Consider the following 16,144-nt stretch of genomic DNA (forward strand, 5'->3'; position numbering starts at 1 on the left):
CAACCACAGGAAGGAGGACCACAATGGCGGTCTACGGACTCGACTTCTACTCGATGTCCAAGTACGGCATGGACATCCCCGTCGACTACACCGTGGAGCCCTTCACCGCCGTGCCCACAGCACCCGGCGCAGTCCACCTCCAGTGGTCCCCCTCCAAGGAAGACACCTGGACCACGCTGCGCCTGGTACGCAACCCCCTCGGCCTGCCGGGCGACGCCGACGACGGCGACACACTGCTCGAAACCGGTCACGAGGGCCTCGTCGCCAGCCACCTCGATACCGGCCTGACCCAGGGGCGCCCCTACTACTACAGCGTCTTCGTCGCCGCCCCCTACCCGGACTGGAACCCAGACACCGCCTACCAGCCCGGCGACGGCGTCAGCTACCAGGGGCAGAACTACGTCTGCCAGCAGGCAAACAACGCCACTCCCGGTCAGAGCACCGCCTGGTCCGCGACGACTGGTACCGGTACGTGGGTGCGGGCAGGCAGCGCCGCCACCATCGCTGTTGGGGACCACCACTACGCAGAGCGCCTCTACCGGCTGACCCCGCGCTCCTACCGCACAGCCCTGGAGGAGATCACTGGCTACGAAGATGGCATTACCAACAGAGAACTCTTCACCTTCTTCCAAATCCTCGGACTCCAACTCGACGTGATCAAAACCGAGTTGGACAACCGGATGCGTATCCACGACCAGCGCCACACCGAGATCACCCAGACCGAACGCGCTGCCGCCACCCTGGGTGTTGAGCCGGCTCTCTCCGAGCGTCCGGCCCTGCGGCGCAACCGGGTACGCAACGCAACAAAGGCCAACCGTGCTAAGGGCTCTATGCCTGGCCTGCGCCAGGTGATCCGGGACATGACTGGATGGGACTGTCGCATCGAACCCACCCCGAACCTGATGGTGGACCAAGACCAGAGCGGCATCTGGCACCCCACCCACCAGGAATGGAAACCCGGCATCCGCTACGCGGAAGGCGAATACGTCCGCTACGGAAACGCCACCTACAAGGCGAAGGGCTCCAGCAGAACCTATCAGGCAGCCCAACTGCTCCCGCCTGCCGCTGTCTCATCGAAGGGGACCGTCCGCCGCCAAGTCTCCCAAGGCGAGCGGGCGTTCGCTCAGGGTTTCCAGAAGGGCGACGCGTTTACGCTGGAATTCGATGTCGCCACCGCGGGCGAATACGACGCATCCGCCATCTACACAACCGCGACCGACTACGCCACCTGGGACACCGAACTCGACGGCGTCAAAGTCCACACCGGGTTCGGCGGCTACAGCGCCTACATCATGCCGGCCGGCGTCAGTCTGGGGCGGTGGACCCTCACAGCCGGAACGCACCAACTGCGCTTCGTCTCCACCGGAAAGGACGCAGCGTCCGGTGGATACCAAATGGGCGTCAACAGCTGGACCATCGTCCCCGTAGGAACCCTGCGTGCCGCCGACGTACCACCCCAAGGCCATGTCGACTCCAGCCTCTTCTGGAGTCAGGAAATGCCCCCGCGCGACTGGGCGTTGGAGCGCAACCCCGTAACACTCGACCCGTCAACATGGTGGGTACTCAAGGACTCCACCATGGCACGGCTCCCCACCGGCGGCCTCGGCATCCAAACCGGCATGCCCCCCGCCGTGACCACCGGATACGCAAACACGGCCCTGACATTCACTGCACCCGAGGACCAGCAGTCCTACAGCATCGCATCCGTCGCCAGCGCGCAGATCCGCTCCTGGAACCCCCGCACTGACTACGTGATCGGCAACCTCGTCAGCTGGAACGGATCAACCTGGGAAGCCACCGCCACCGTCGGAGAAGGACAAGAACCAGGGCGCAGCCAGTCACACTGGCGCCCCTCACTGATGACAGCAGACCGCAGCAACGCCGACTCCTCACTCGTGGCCAGCTACGGTGTCCCTCTCCCGCGCCTGTACGACTGGAGTCCCAACACCCCCTACGCGCCTGGTGACACAGTCATCTACGGCCGCTACCGGTACGAAGCCGTACTCCCCAGCGCCGGTGAACGGCCCAGCGGAGGCCCGCGCGACAACCGATGTTGGTCCTACGCCGGGACCAACATCGAGACCGTCACCGCCAGTGCCTATCTGCGCAACGCCGATGGAAAGCCACTGTCCAGCATCGCGGTAGACCTGTGGTGGTACGACCAAGACGCCGCTTACATGACGTGGAACAGCCACTGGACCATTGACGCCTGCGTGCTCGACCGATTCGACACTGATCAGCCGACTCTCGACGCCACACCCACCGGCACCGCACCCACCAAGTGGCGTACAGGTGGGGGGACATGGGAAGCGGTCGATGGAATTGCCCGCGCCACTCCCAGCAAGGCCGATGACGGGACCTACTGCACGTACAGCATCTTCGAGCCGCAGGCACTGGCCGGAGCCGCTCTCGGCAGCGTCCCTTTCAACATCTCCGCCACCGTCATGAGTGCGCCCCCCGACCCCTTGGCCCGCCAAGGACTCGTGCTGTGCACCAAAGACGACATGGCAGCGTTCACGTTGGCTGGACGGGACGGCGTCTACCGCTACGTCCTCACCAACGGCCGGTACACCGCCACCAGTCTTGGTACCTACCCAGCATTCAAGGACGGCGAGCGCATCACGGCCTGCTTCCACAAAGAAGCCATCGTGATCAAAAAGTCCAGCGGCGTGGGCTATCAGATGCAGGACCTGCTGGCCATCAGAAATCCCGAAATCACCGGCCACCACGTTGGCTTCGCAGAAATCAAGGTGCAGACCCCGTGACAGACCTCGGCATCGCTGACGCAGCAACCGCCAACACATTCGGCACCACACCCGCCCTCAGAGTGAAGATCCCGGCCATGACCGCCGAGGTCACGTCCGGGTTCAAAGGAAGCGCACGGGTCTCCGGCGCGTCAGCCTTCGGCGGAATCACTGACTTCGGTCTCGCCCCGTACCCCAACACGTCCGCCGTCAGGCGTATCCCCTGGGTCGACCCCATCTCCGCCATGACCACCGGGCAGGGCATCGTCGACGCCTCCGACGGCTGGCGACGAACCTTCCTGACGGCCACCATTCCCCAAGGCCGCAACATCGGCGTGCCCAACAGCTCCTACAAGGGCGCCGCTTACGCCGCACTCTCCGTTCGCCTACTCGACCTTCCCAAGGGCTCTTCCCCACAGCTCAGCGCCGTCATGGTCGAACGGCACACCGCCGGCAACCTCCTCAATCACGACGCCGCCTATCACCTGCGCGCCGTCTGCTACACCGGCACCCATTGCGACGTCACGCTCTCCGCCGACCTCGTCCTCGTCGGCACCCGATCCCTGCGCTGCACCGTCACCACCCCCACAGGCCCCTCCATCGGCCCCGCACCCACGTTCGCTGCGCTCGCCAAGCTGCCGGACAACCCGCCACCTCTGACCCTGTCCGCGTCCGTAGCCACCTCCTTCACCGAAACCTTCACCCTCGTCGGCACCTTCTACGACGCACTGGGCAACACGATGTCCAGCACTGACGGCGACACGACATTCACCACCCCAGGCAGCTACGAATGGGCCCACGCCACTCTCAAGGTGACCCCGCCGCCCGGAGCTGTCTACGCCAGCGTCGTCCCAGCCGTGAGTGCCTCGCCCACCTTGCAGGTCGGCGAGAACATTTACACAGCCGCACACGGCGTGCGCTACCAGGCACTTACAGCCCCTCGACCCGGTCCTAACGGATACCAGCCTGCACGCCACATGCACATCGATCTGCTGGCCGACAGAATCAACCTCGCCAAGAACCCCTCGCTGACGAGCAACGTGCCAGCGATCTGGCGCAGGTGTACCCCCGACGAAGAGGGCCCGGCTGTCATCACTCAGGCAGTGGGCCGTACCAGACCGGGTGCAGGAGACTTCCGCGCTGTCCCCACCAGCCCAGAGGCAGTTCACCCCAATGGCATCCGCATTGGCGTCGCCAGCAATGTCAGTCATCATTCAGGGGCAACAACGTTGGAAATCCTCCACGTTGGCCGTCAACATGTCCTCTCCGGCTACATCCGTGAGAGCCCCGGTAACACCCTCCCTGTCCATGCCCACGTGCGCGTCGCTCAGGAGATCCCAGGCAAGGGCACCCTCACGACCGTCCATCGAGGCATCTCCACCGCTGAGGTCCGCGAGCAGCACCCCGAGCACATCGACGGCGACTGGGTACGCGTCTGGCTGACGTTCACTCCGCCCCCAGGCAGTCCACGTTGGGTGGATGCCTGGTTCGGGCCGCCAACGGAGGATTTCACAGGCAGTGCTGTGTCCGCCTTCCAACTGGACGACGTCCTTTTTGAAGAGAGCGAAGGTGGCACCCTCCGTCCCTACTTCGATGGCGCAGCTCACCACCCTGATTACCTGTGGGAAGACACCGGTCCAGCCGCAGGTGACTTGGGGGAGTACACCCGCAGTCACCTCTACCGAGAGCGCCGGTCCTTGCAACGCCGGCTCGCGGAAAACCTCGATGCCCACATCCAACATGGCACCCCCTACGACCTCCGCTACGCCACCGCACCCAAGATCGACCAAGGAGAGGCGTTGCCCCAACTGGTCGGGCGGCCAGGGGCCTCCGTGCCGGCCGTGCCTGGCGTACGCGCTACACAGGTTGGGTCACGCTCGGCTGTTGTGATGTGGAAGGCTCATACCGACACGGGGCGAAGCGTCGTCATACGTGTCCCCGGCCGCGCTGAGATCGTACGCCGGACTGCCGTGGGCGGTGTCTATCTCGCAGAGCTAGAGCCCGAGACCCTGCACGACATCGCCGTGCTGCGTCGTGACGATGCCACGGGAGCGGAATCCACCCCAACCACGGTGACCCTGCGCACCAGACGCACGGCCTGGTCGGAAGGATTGACCAACTGGGCAGCCGATCCATCCTTCGAGGTCTCCGCTCCCCAGCCCAGCGGCCAAGTTGGCCAGTGGACGGTAAACCGGGAGACCAACCCCACGGGGCTGACGCTGGACACCCAGATCGCACTGCTCGGATCGAAGAGCCTCCGGCTCGACTCCCGGGGCGACGGCCAGGGCTACGGCATCACCACGTGGCCCCACCGCCGCCCCGTCGTCCCCGGCCAGCAGTACACCTTCAGCGTGTGGGCACGCACGTCCACCGCACGCTCGGTGGAGATATGGATTCGTTGGTGGGCTGAGGGTGGCACGACCAACATCGCCCTCTCGACCGTCACCGCCAACCTGCCCGCCAACACGTGGACCTATCTCACCGTTACCGGTACCGTCCCCGACGGAGCCACGACCGCCTTCGGGCACGTGCACTTCCCTAAGCAGGCTGCCGGTGAGACCTATTGGATCGATGGCGCCTGCTTCACGCCCACACCCTCGGCCGTGGAGTACGCATCCGGCGATACGGCGGGCTGGGAGTGGATTGGTCAAGGCGCTGACCGCACCGCCCACTACATCGGCCTGCCCGGTGAACGCGTCGCCCCGAGCGGGCTCACGATCACCGACATCGGTGCGTACTCCGCAGTGATCAAGTGGAACCCCGCGAACCCCACCAACACTCGCCGCGACGTCATCATTCGTCAGGGAGATCGGGTCATTGCTGAAGTACCCAGGAGCATCGGGTACAAGCGGCTCACTGGCCTGAAACCGAAGACTGGCTATGCCTACAGCGTCACGCAGCGATACGACGACGGACAAGAATCCGGACCGCAGAGTCTGGTAGTCACCACACAACGGGACACCTGGACCAAGGGGTTGATCAACTATGCACCCAACCCCGGCTTCGAATATGGGCAGTTGGCCAATGTGCGTCTGGGGCCGTGGGGTTGCACCAGTTCGGGTGCAACAGTCGAACTCGCCACCACGGCCTTCAGCGGCGGCAAAAGCCTGGTGGTGCGAGGCCAGTCAGGCAAAACCAGTGCGCTGCACCATGACAGAGCCCGCGCGGCCACGACGGAAGCAGAAACGTGGACGGCGTCAGGATGGGTGCGCAGCAGCACCGCTGCTTCTACTCACGCCACGTTGCGGTGGCTTGACGCCACCGGAACCGATGTCCTCATCCAGCACGGCCGGAACATTCCGTTGGGTGCAGGGGAGTGGCAACGGGTCACCGTGACGGGCAAGGCCCCAACGACGGCGACGCAGCTGTACGCGATGTTCTACTTCGAGGACCAGAGCGAAGGCGAGAGCTACTTCCTGGATGCCGTCATGCTCACCAAGACGCCGGCCGCTGTGGAGTACGCCGACGGCGACACCACCGGCTGGCGGTGGAACACCACCGAGCCTGGCGAGGCCAGCACAAGCACCTACGTCGATGACGGCACCCCCGCCGCACCCTTCGGCGTCCAGGAATTGCGCAAGAGCGAGAAGGACCTCTCCCTCTCCTGGGGGCAGCCAGCCTCCGACCGTACCCTCACCGCGCGGGTCTGGCTCGACAGCAAGAAACTGTGGGAGGGAGATGCGACCACACGCAGCATCCGCGTCACCGGCCTGCAACCCAGCACCACCTACACCGTTGAGGTTGCCTTCTACGACCCGGACCGGGACAAGCAGTCCCCCAAGACTGTCCTCACGGTCACCACCAACGCCGCGCTGTGGCCTGTCGGCCTCATCAACTACGCACCTGACCCGGGCTTTGACTACCTCAAGCGCGATGCCAACGGGTTGATCGGCGGTGTGTGGACGTTGAATCGGGACGCCAGGATTACTGAGTTGAGCATCACGACCACAGGCGATGCGCGCTGCCTCCAGTACACCGCACGCGATGGTAGCTACGACGCCGTCGCACACAACAGGCAGCGATTCCCGGCCTCGCCTGGCCAGACCTGGACAGCCAGTGCGTACTTCCGCAGCCTGCGCGTCGGCAAGAAGTGCTCGGTCATCTTCACCTGGTGGGACAAGGACGGCAAGGAACTGCCGCACTACACCATGACGCCCCAGGTCGTGACGCCCCAGTGGACGCGCCTGTCTGTCACCGACACCGCTCCTGCTGGTGCTGTCCAGGGCTACGTGATGTTCCGCTTTGGAGCGGCAGACGACGTCACAAAGAAGGGGGAGGTCTACTACCTCGACCAAGTCGTGATCACCCAGGGCTCGACGGTTTACCCGTACGCATCCGGCGACACCGAGGACTGGGAGTGGATCGACGGACGCCCCGGCGGCCTTGGCAGATACAAGGGTTGGCCGGGGGCAACTATCTCCTAGTACTGCATGAGCACTGCATGAGCACTGCTTTGTATGATCGAGGCGACCTCAACCCACAAGGAGACCTATGCGCACCGTCGCCGTCGCTGGCACCGGCACCATCAGCAAGACAGCAGCCGAAGAACTGCTGGCCGACTGGCTCGGCTACCAACCGGACGACGCGGACGCCACAAGCTACTCAGCAACCGAACGTGCCGAAGAAGTGCGATTCGTCTTTCTAGACCACCCCGACCTCGTCACCCAGACCGTCAAGAGGGTCTACGGCTGGGCAAAGAAGGCCCGCATCGACCGCATCCCAGTCGGCGAGCACGACGCCGTCGACGGTGTCTTCCGCGAGGCGGTCGACTACCTCAAGGACTCCACCGGACAGACCTACCTCCTGGTCCTCGCCGACATGGACTCCGATGGTGGAGCGGACGCCGGAGTTGACCAGCTCATCATCGACGCACACGAAGCGGGCATCCGCGTTCTCGATCTCGGCAGCGCCCTCATGGACTACCCCGTGCAAAAGGCCGTCGACCGGCTGGACTCCCCTCCCGCAGAGAAGCTGGCACTCCCTGAACCCCCGGCACAGACTGACGATGTCCCAGAGGAGGCGTACGACGAACCGGCGCCGATACCGGACGCTGAGCCAGTGGGCGACAAGGAAAGCGTGAGCACGCCGACTGACCGCAGCCTCAAGCAGCAAGTACGCCGACTCGCAGAGGTTGTTGACATCGTCATCAAGGCCCTCGACGGACGCATCGTCGTCGACTTCTACGCCGAGCGCCAGGCCCTCAACAGCATCCGCGAAGCGCTTGAGGACGCAGAAGAGGAAAAGGAGCCTGCTATGGCGGACGAGGCCAGTGCCCCCGGGCCCCAGCCGCCCAAGGGGGCTAAGACCTGCAAGGGCTGGTGGAAGGAAGAGCTGCGCGAATACGTACCGCTGCGCGGCCGGCCGCGCTCCAACGTGAAAGTAGTCGACGTCTACCTCGACGAAAACACCAACACCTGGAAGGCCGCCGGCTGAAACACCGTGAAACGAGAAGACCCCCAAGGCCGGGAGAGGCTAGTCCTGGGGGTCTTCTCGTGCGCCATGTAGGCGGCTATGAAGAGAGTAACCGAGCCATCCTCCAATTCCAAGGGAAAGCTCCCAACGCCCCTTGCGTATCAACTCCAAGGCAATTGTTGGTGTGGGCCACCTCATAAAGACTCGCGGAATGACACGCCCAGCACGGTTTGTTTCTTTGACCTGTAGGGCCATCACGGAGAGCCGACCCATGCTTGCAAGGACAAGCCTCTGACCTGGTTAAACAGTCCCACCCGAGCGGAGCGAGGGTTAGCCCGAAGGGCGCACTCCCTACCTGAACCGACGTGCACAGCAAGGTAGCTGACGCGGAATCTCCGTCCTCCGGACTTCGATCCCTAACCCTCGCTCCGCTCGGGTGGGACATAAGCGAGTATCAACTACCGCGAATTACCTGTTCCCCAGTTGAAGCGACGACGATCAGCTGATTAAGCTCCCCATCATCCGGCGCTCCAAGAAACCGGATTGGGAGAGGACATCAGCATGACAAAGCATTCCTGGACCCCACGGCGGCTTGAGCCCAAGCCCCGCAGACGGCGCGAAGACCCCGACGCCGACCTCAACCCCCTGGCAGTCATCCAGGAAACCCTCTGGACAGAGGAGACCCCTGTCCAGAGCCTGCGGGTGAAGAACACCGACAAGCCGCTCGATGAGTGGACCACCCACACCCTCATCGCCTACTGGGGCCAGCGCATATCCCGCGCCACCTGGGCAGCGCACCTCGTCGGCCACACCAACCGCGCCGCCCTGGGAAAGACGTTCCGAGAGGCGCAGCAGGCCGGACACGGCCCCGCGCTTCTGAAAGCCACCATCGACGCCTTCTTCGACAACCCCAAGTACCGCAACACCGACCGACCTTGGGCGTACTACCGCTCGATCATCAACACCCTGATCAAGCAGTGCACCCAGCAGCCGGCCACCCAGGACCACAGTACGGACACCTGGACCGCCGCCGATGTCCAGACGGACTACTCCATCGACACCTGGCGGGCAGCATGAAGCAGGTCGACTCCTCTTACCGCTGGCGCCAGATGAACCTGCCCGTCCACGCCTGGGGGGAACGTCTCAGCGACCTCCCGGAGCCCGCTCCGCCAGAGCAACTCAAGGAGTTCGCCCGGCAGTTCCACGTGCGGTACATCCCTAAGACCGCATCCCTCGCCGACTTCCCCAAGCAGCGGTACCTCATCGGGCGCGGCGTCATGCTGACTGGCGCACCGGGACGCGGGAAGACCCGAGCAGCCTGCGCCACGCTCGTCAGCGTGTGCACCCACTACCAGTTGGCCGGATACTTCGTGCGGTTCTCCGACTACATCCAGGCCAAGACCAGCCACTTCGCCACCAGCAGCAAGCTCGACAAGGGATTCGGCGGTGAGGATGCCATCTGGGAGGTCGAGCGGTTCAAGAGCATGGAGAACACGCTCTACACGGTGCCGCTCCTGGTCCTGGACGACGTCGGGAAGGAGCACCAGACATCGTCCGGCTTCGCCCAACAGCAGTTCGCCACTCTGCTGCGCAGCCGGTTCGACAATGCGCTGCCGACGATCGTGACGACCAACCTCAATGGCAAGCAGTGGGAGGCCACTTACGAGGTCTCCGAATCGAGCTTCGCCCAGCAGGCTTTCGACATCGTCCCGATGGCAGGGAAGGACCTCCGTGCTGCACGTTGAGCACAAACTGATTGCCAAGATCGTCCAGACTGGCGACCTCAGCCTCGTCATGCGGATGGGCATCAAGCCTCGGCACTTCCACGACCTCGACCGACGCAGCGTCTTTGCCGCTGTCTTGGCCCATCAGCAGGAGTACGGCGTCTGCCCGACGGCCGACGTCCTCGCCCGAGACTTCCCCACGTTCGACACCAAGACCGTGGTTGACGAGCCGCTTGAGTACCTCATCGACGTCCTGCGAGACACCAAGAAGCGCGCCCTTGCAGAGCGCGGCCTGACCCTCGCAGCAGAGTCCTGGGAGGAAGGCGATACCGAAGCCTCTCTGCGCGTCGTCCGCGAGATGCTCCAAGTCATCGCTGACGACGTTCCCACTGGAGTCGACTATGACCTGACCCAGAACGGCGACGAACGACTGGAGCGCTACGCCGCCTACAAGGACCTCGACGGCGAACTCGTCGGCCTGCCCACCGGATTCGAGTCCCTGGACAAGGCCACAGGCGGCCTTGTCCAGGGACAGCTCATTGTCTTCACCGGACTGGCCAAGAGCGGCAAGACGCAGCTTTCCCTCAACGTCTCGAAACACATTCACGACCAGGGCAAGACCATGCTCGTCTTCACCTTCGAGATGGTCGCGGCCGAACTGGGCGAACGCCTCGACGCCCTCAACGCGAAGGTCTCGCTGTCCAGGCTGCGCTCCGGTGAGTTGACACCCCTTGAGTACAAGAGGCTGGAGAAATCCGTCCGAGCCATGGAAGGCAAGACGCCGTTCGTCATCAGCGAGGACATCAAGGCGAACACTTCGCTCGGCGCGGTGCAGGCGAAGATCGACGAAGTCAAGCCCGACGTCTGCTTGATCGATGGCATCTACTTCCTGGTCGACGAGATCTCGGGCGAGCGCATGACGAATACGGCCTTGACCAATATCGCTCAGGGCTGCAAGAGACTGGCTCGAACCAGCAACATCCCCATCGTCATCACCACACAGTCCCTCCGCTCAAAAATGGGCGCCAATGGCTTGTCGGCAGGCTCGGTCGGATACACCAGCGCCTTCGAGCAGTACGCAGACGTACTGCTCGGAGTAGAGACGACCGACAACAAGGCAGAGACCAAGCTCAAGATTCTGGCCAGCCGCAACTGCCCGACAGACGAATTCCTCCTCGTATGGGACTTCGAGACGTCCACCTTCGAGGAAGCCAAGATCGACTTCAGTGCATATAGCGAGGGGGAAGACGATGCGGAGGACTGGTTCGGCCACCGCGCAGCGTGAGCTGATCCCTGGTGATGTCCCTTCTGCACTCGCTGAGCTAGGCATCGCCGTCCTCGGTGACGACGGCGACAACTTCAAAATCCAGTGCCCCGCCCACCAAGAGCGCGTCGGAAAAACCGATGCCCACCCCAGCTGCTACGTCCACTCGGAATCCGGCGTCTTCATCTGCTTCAGCTGCGAGTGGGCTGGACCCTTCTCCCGGCTCGTCGCTTGGATGCACGGCACCGACCGGGCCAGCGCCACCGCGTGGATCGCCTCCAAGGGCACCATTGGACGCGCGCTGCGCCTCCTGCGCGGTAGCGAGGAGGAAGAATCGGATTCACCAGAGGTCACCGAAGCACACCTGGCTCTATTCACTGACCCGCCGGAGACAGCTCGTCGACAGCGGGGACTCACCCTGGCGTCTTGTCAGAAGTACGGCGTGCTGTGGGACCAGCACAGGGAATGCTGGATTCTCCCCATCCGGGACGGTGATGGCCAACTGCTCGGCTGGCAGGAGAAGTCCAGGCGCCACTTCCGCAACTTCCCGGACGGCGTTGCCAAGGGCACCACCCTGTTCGGGGGGCACATCGGAACGACACCGACGCTGGTCATGGTGGAATCACCCCTCGACACCGTTCGCATGGACTCAGTCGGCATTGAGGGTGGGCGAGCCACATACGGAGTGCACGTCACGCCCGAGCAGATACGCCAGGCCATGAACACCAGCTCCTGCATCATCCTCGCGCAAGATAACGATCGGCCAGGTCGGAAGGCGCGAGCCAAGCTCTACCGCACATACCGATGTCGCGGAACACGGCTCCTGTACTGGGACTATTCAGAGTGCACAGCGAAAGACCCTGGTGAAATGAACGCCTTCGAACTCTACGATGCCTACGACGCCGCCTACTCGCCTCTCACACGGCGCCTCACATTGCGGCAGTAACACCCGAGTCAGCCTCGGTGAAAAGCTGATGGGGTGTTCGTTGGCAAGCTCCACCCCTATCAGGAACAGGACGTCGGGCACATAACCCAGCGCGGAGCCGTACTCTGCGCCTACACCATGGGTTTGGGCAAGACAGTCCTGTCCCTTGCCGTGACGGAGGAATGGCTGGCACAGGACGATGTCAGCACGTGCATGATTGTGGTGCCCGCATCGCTGAAGTGGCAATGGGCCCAGTCGATAGCCGAGTTCACTGACGTTCCCACCGTGCAGCGGCGGGTAGGCCGGGCCACGATGACCGTGCCGGACAGCACGGTGTGCGCTGTCATCGACGGAAGCAAGGCACAGAAGGCCAAGCAATACGAGGCCGTCCTTGCACAGCGTCCCGAGTACATCGTCCTCGGATACGAACAGGTCATCCACGACTGGCCCCAGGTCCTGCGCATCAAACCGGATGCCGTCGTCCTCGACGAGGCGAGCTTCATCAAGAGCTTCCGGGCGCAGCGGACCAAAAAGCTGAAGCGTCTGACAGCCCGATACCGGCTCGCCTTGAGCGGGACCGTCATCGACAACGGGCAACCAGAGGAACTTTTCAGCCTCTTCGAGTGGGTTGACCCCGTGCTGCTGGGGCGATGGGACCTCTTCGACGCCTCCTTCATCGAGCGCAGTCGCGCAGGATTCCCCATCGCGTACAAGAACTTGCCGCTCCTCCACCAGAAGCTCAGCACGGCGATGATTCGACGAACCTACCGAGACGCCGATGTCGCCCCCTACATGCCGAAGGTTCGAGAGTCGGTTCTCCCTGTACAGCTCACCATTGGGACGCGCCGTGCCTACGAGCACATCGCCCAGGACGTGCTCACCGAGCTGGACAAGGTCGGGGGAGGAACTGGCTCACTGGACCTAGCGGCGCTCTACGCGGGCAGGGCCGGCACAGGCAGCAGTGCACAGGGCCGGGTGATGGCAAGGCTGTCTGCGCTTCAGATGCTCCTCAACTATCCGTTCCTTCTCGAAGCCTCGGCTGCTGACTACGCCTCCGGAGACGGTGGCAGCGAGTATGCGGCCACCCTCATGAAGGAAGGCGTACTTGATGGAGTCGACGGTTCCCCGAAAGTGGACGCCGTCGTTCGGTACCTCCAGAAGGAGCTGCTGAAGGACCCGGAGCTGAAAGTCGTCGCCTTCGCCTTTCACAAGGGCGTGCTGCCTGTACTGGCTGACCGGCTTGCCGCGTGGCCCTCTGTCTGCTTTACCGGCGACATGTCAGCCAAGGCCAAAGCTGAGGCGAAGGTGCTCTTCCAGACCGATCCCAGAGTTCGCCTCTTTCTTGCGAGCGACGCAGGCGGGTACGGCGTGGACCTGCCACAGGCGAGGGTGCTGGTCAACGTAGACCAACGGGATTCCAGCGGAGCCATGGATCAGCGCAACACCCGCCATGTACGGGCGAGTTCGCATTTCCCCGAGGTCGAAGTCGTCAACGTCGTGGTGCAAGGCACGATCGAAGAACGCCGCCTGGAGCGCCTTGAAATCAAGCGGCGCACAGTCGACGCCATCCTCGACGGACGCGGCGCCGATCGGGATGGGCGAGTGGTGAACGACGTCGAATCGCTGCGTCAGCACTTGGAACGCACTCTTGGGAGTGTGGCCTGAATCACGCTGATGTGGGGTCTGGCTTGTCGGCCGTGAAGCCCAAACGCCTTCTATGAAAGGCGTCTTCTCGACCTGCCCTTCTGTGCCTCCAAACCCGTTTGGTCCGCCCGCTGTTCGTTTGAGTGAGAGCAGTGCATTAGCAGTGCAACAACAGTGCTGTTGTAGTGTTCTGGATGTCGAGAGGGTCCGCGGGAACGCCTCCAGCCAGGCCGGCCCAACCTTCCGACAGTCCATCTGACGTGCCCTCGGGAGGGAATCCAATGCAATTCTCCGACGCCCCTGCATCCAGTGCGCTGACGGCAAGCACTCCCGAGAGTGACTTCAATCGCAAGGCGGCTCAGTGGGCTCTCATCCGGGACCGAGTCGAGGCTCAGAATCGCGTTCTTGACGGTCTCAAGGACGCGATGGTCACTGACCTGAAAAACCATGGGGTCAAGGACGACAAGGGTTCCTTTGTCATCGACCTCGGGACTTCCTATGAGGTGGCTGGTAAGTCCTTCTCGGCGATGAAGTATGAACGTTCGGTCAGACGCGCAGCTGACGAGAACGTTGCCGAAGAGCTTGCGCAGAAGAAGGGACTGCTCGATCGCCTCTTTCCCCGCCAGCGCATGTTCGACCCCGACGAGGTTTACGTCCTCCTACAGGAAGACCTGCTCACCGAAGACGAAGTCGACGCCATATTCCCCGAGCACGAGTCCTTCCGACTCGTCCGAGTGGGGAAGTAAATGACCACGCACATGCGCAACTTCAAGGTAATCGCGGGCGAAGGCCGGGGCAGTGATGGTGCCTACTACCCAGGCTCCTCTCGGCGAATACGATCAGTCGACACCAGCACGATGCGGCTCGTTGAGCCCCAGCCCACCGGGCCCGCCTGGGACGCCAGGCCGCGAGTGCTGAGAGTTGGGCGCCAGTACCACGAATTCTTCAGCATCGGCCCCTTGTCCCAGGCACTTAACCGCTCCCCAGTGACTATCCGGAAGTGGGAGCGCAATGGGACCATCCCGTCCCCTACCTTCGTCATCAAGGGACAGACGGAGCGAGGAAACCGGAGGCTCTACACCAGAGAGCAAGTTGAGGGGATGATTCGCATCGCCGAAGAGGAAGGAATCCTCCACCACGCAGGCGAGGCAATCCATATCTCAGACACGCGATTCTCAGAGCGCGTCATCGCACTCTTTAAATCCCTTGCCAACACCGCTACCGACGACAAGCAGGCAGCGTGAGCGACACCAACCCGCCCCTCTTCCGAAAGCGCGTCACCGAGCGCTTCAACATGGGAAGTTACGAGTTTGTCGAGGCTTCCGTCGACGTCGAATACAGCCCGGACCGGCACGACCTCGCCGACATTGAGGAAACCATCGACCATCTCCTCGTCCGTGAGCGACTGCTCGCGCGGAAGTTCACGACAGAGGAGAACTCCTTCGTCCACGTCCATCCGGGACTGACCAAGCCGCACAGCAAGAGGAGTTGACATGCCCCGAACCCGCGCAGCCTTTGATGACGACGAGGACATCGAGACGCGTCCGAGGCGCCACCGCGCTTTCGACGACGAAGACGAAGGCCCCCAGCGCCCTCGCGAGTCCGCCAGGAGCTCCTTCGGTGATGATTCCGACGAACTGGACGAAGGCGTAGGACACAAGCGTCAACGCGATGGTGCCAAGGAGGATAAGCCGAGCCGGATCGATGCGTCGCGTCGTCACACGGCAGCCGCCGGCTGGGACGAATTCGAGAAGAACACCGGGTCTTCCGACAAGGCTGACTTCGAGGCCAAGAACAACCTCCGGTTGAAGGTCACCAATGACCCACAGCTGATTAAGGTCCTCGACCCCGCGCCGTTCGACTCCATGGGCCAGCACTGGGTGCAGGAGATCAAGTCTGGCAAGAGGTCCTTCCGCTGCCTCGGCGACAACTGCCCACTTTGCGAAGATCTTGACCACTACGCGCGCAAGCTTGCCTATCTCAACGTCGCCCTCCTCGATGAGAAGTCCGGCGATTGGGAGAATCGCGTCTGGGAGGTGGGCGTCAAGCTAGGCCGCAAGCTCCGGAAGATCGGCGAGGACGAAAAGCGCGGTCCCATCAATAACCCCAATCTCTACTTCTCGATCTCCAAGACCGGAGTCAAGACCTCTACCGAATACCACCTGGACCTGGTCAAGGCGCGAGACCTTGAGGACGACTGGGACATCGACCCCATCGACGAGAAGACCTACCAGCGGCTGAGCGCGTCCCGCTACACGGAACCGTGGGAGCGCTTCAGCAAGGAAGCGGAACTTCGCCGTGTCGTATCTCGCCTCCTCGACGAGGATACCGACGACGAGTACGACGACTGACCCACAGTCCTAACGGCCCCCTCCTGATCACACTGCACTGCACTGCCCATCAGGAGGGGGCCCTCCTTTCACGGAACTCG

Annotated in this window: 12 protein-coding genes; all 12 read left to right on the top strand. The window is 63.1% G+C overall.

What is annotated here, in order from left to right; all coding sequences use genetic code 11:
* Positions 1–23: 23 nt before the first annotated feature.
* The 12 genes from PV796_RS31210 to PV796_RS31265 all read left to right on the top strand — a co-directional run bounded on the left by PV796_RS31210 (position 24) and on the right by PV796_RS31265 (position 16,064).
* On the top strand, positions 24–2,765 hold the full coding sequence (locus PV796_RS31210) for a carbohydrate-binding protein (protein WP_274916909.1): 2,742 nt from the start codon (positions 24–26) through the stop codon (positions 2,763–2,765).
* Positions 2,762–7,168, top strand: a complete 4,407-nt coding sequence (locus PV796_RS31215; protein WP_274916910.1) for a fibronectin type III domain-containing protein — start codon at positions 2,762–2,764, stop codon at positions 7,166–7,168. The genes PV796_RS31210 and PV796_RS31215 overlap by 4 nt, the downstream gene beginning before the upstream one ends.
* Before the next feature lie 67 nt (positions 7,169–7,235).
* Positions 7,236–8,177 (top strand): hypothetical protein, encoded by a 942-nt coding sequence (locus PV796_RS31220; RefSeq protein ID WP_274916912.1) that lies wholly within the window; start codon positions 7,236–7,238, stop codon positions 8,175–8,177.
* A gap of 540 nt (positions 8,178–8,717) precedes the next feature.
* A complete protein-coding gene (locus tag PV796_RS31225; protein ID WP_274916914.1) occupies positions 8,718–9,233 on the top strand; it encodes a hypothetical protein in 516 nt (171 codons plus the stop codon).
* Positions 9,230–9,901 carry a hypothetical protein gene (locus PV796_RS31230; protein WP_274916915.1) on the top strand — a complete coding sequence of 224 codons (672 nt, stop codon included), beginning with the start codon at positions 9,230–9,232 and terminating at the stop codon, positions 9,899–9,901. Before PV796_RS31225 ends, PV796_RS31230 begins: the two co-directional genes overlap by 4 nt.
* Positions 9,888–11,165, top strand: a complete 1,278-nt coding sequence (locus PV796_RS31235; RefSeq protein ID WP_274916917.1) for a DnaB-like helicase C-terminal domain-containing protein — start codon at positions 9,888–9,890, stop codon at positions 11,163–11,165. Before PV796_RS31230 ends, PV796_RS31235 begins: the two co-directional genes overlap by 14 nt.
* A 214-nt stretch (positions 11,166–11,379) precedes the next feature.
* Entirely contained in the window at positions 11,380–12,090 is a 711-nt protein-coding gene (locus tag PV796_RS31240) for a toprim domain-containing protein (protein ID WP_274916919.1), read from the top strand.
* A 33-nt stretch (positions 12,091–12,123) separates the two neighbouring features.
* Positions 12,124–13,734 carry a DEAD/DEAH box helicase gene (locus tag PV796_RS31245; RefSeq protein ID WP_274916920.1) on the top strand — a complete coding sequence of 537 codons (1,611 nt, stop codon included), beginning with the start codon at positions 12,124–12,126 and terminating at the stop codon, positions 13,732–13,734.
* A 260-nt stretch (positions 13,735–13,994) separates the two neighbouring features.
* The gene (locus PV796_RS31250) at positions 13,995–14,459 is read left to right on the top strand and encodes a hypothetical protein (RefSeq protein WP_274916922.1); all 465 of its coding nucleotides are present in this window, start codon (positions 13,995–13,997) and stop codon (positions 14,457–14,459) included.
* Positions 14,460–14,957 (top strand): MerR family transcriptional regulator, encoded by a 498-nt coding sequence (locus PV796_RS31255; RefSeq protein ID WP_274916924.1) that lies wholly within the window; start codon positions 14,460–14,462, stop codon positions 14,955–14,957.
* Positions 14,954–15,205, top strand: coding sequence for a hypothetical protein (locus PV796_RS31260; RefSeq protein ID WP_274916925.1), 252 nt, complete (start codon positions 14,954–14,956; stop codon positions 15,203–15,205). Before PV796_RS31255 ends, PV796_RS31260 begins: the two co-directional genes overlap by 4 nt.
* A gap of 1 nt (position 15,206) precedes the next feature.
* On the top strand, positions 15,207–16,064 hold the full coding sequence (locus PV796_RS31265; protein WP_274916926.1) for a hypothetical protein: 858 nt from the start codon (positions 15,207–15,209) through the stop codon (positions 16,062–16,064).
* Positions 16,065–16,144: the final 80 nt, after the last annotated feature.

It is taken from the genome of Streptomyces sp. WZ-12, from assembly GCF_028898845.1.
In the GTDB taxonomy this organism is placed as follows: domain Bacteria; phylum Actinomycetota; class Actinomycetes; order Streptomycetales; family Streptomycetaceae; genus Streptomyces.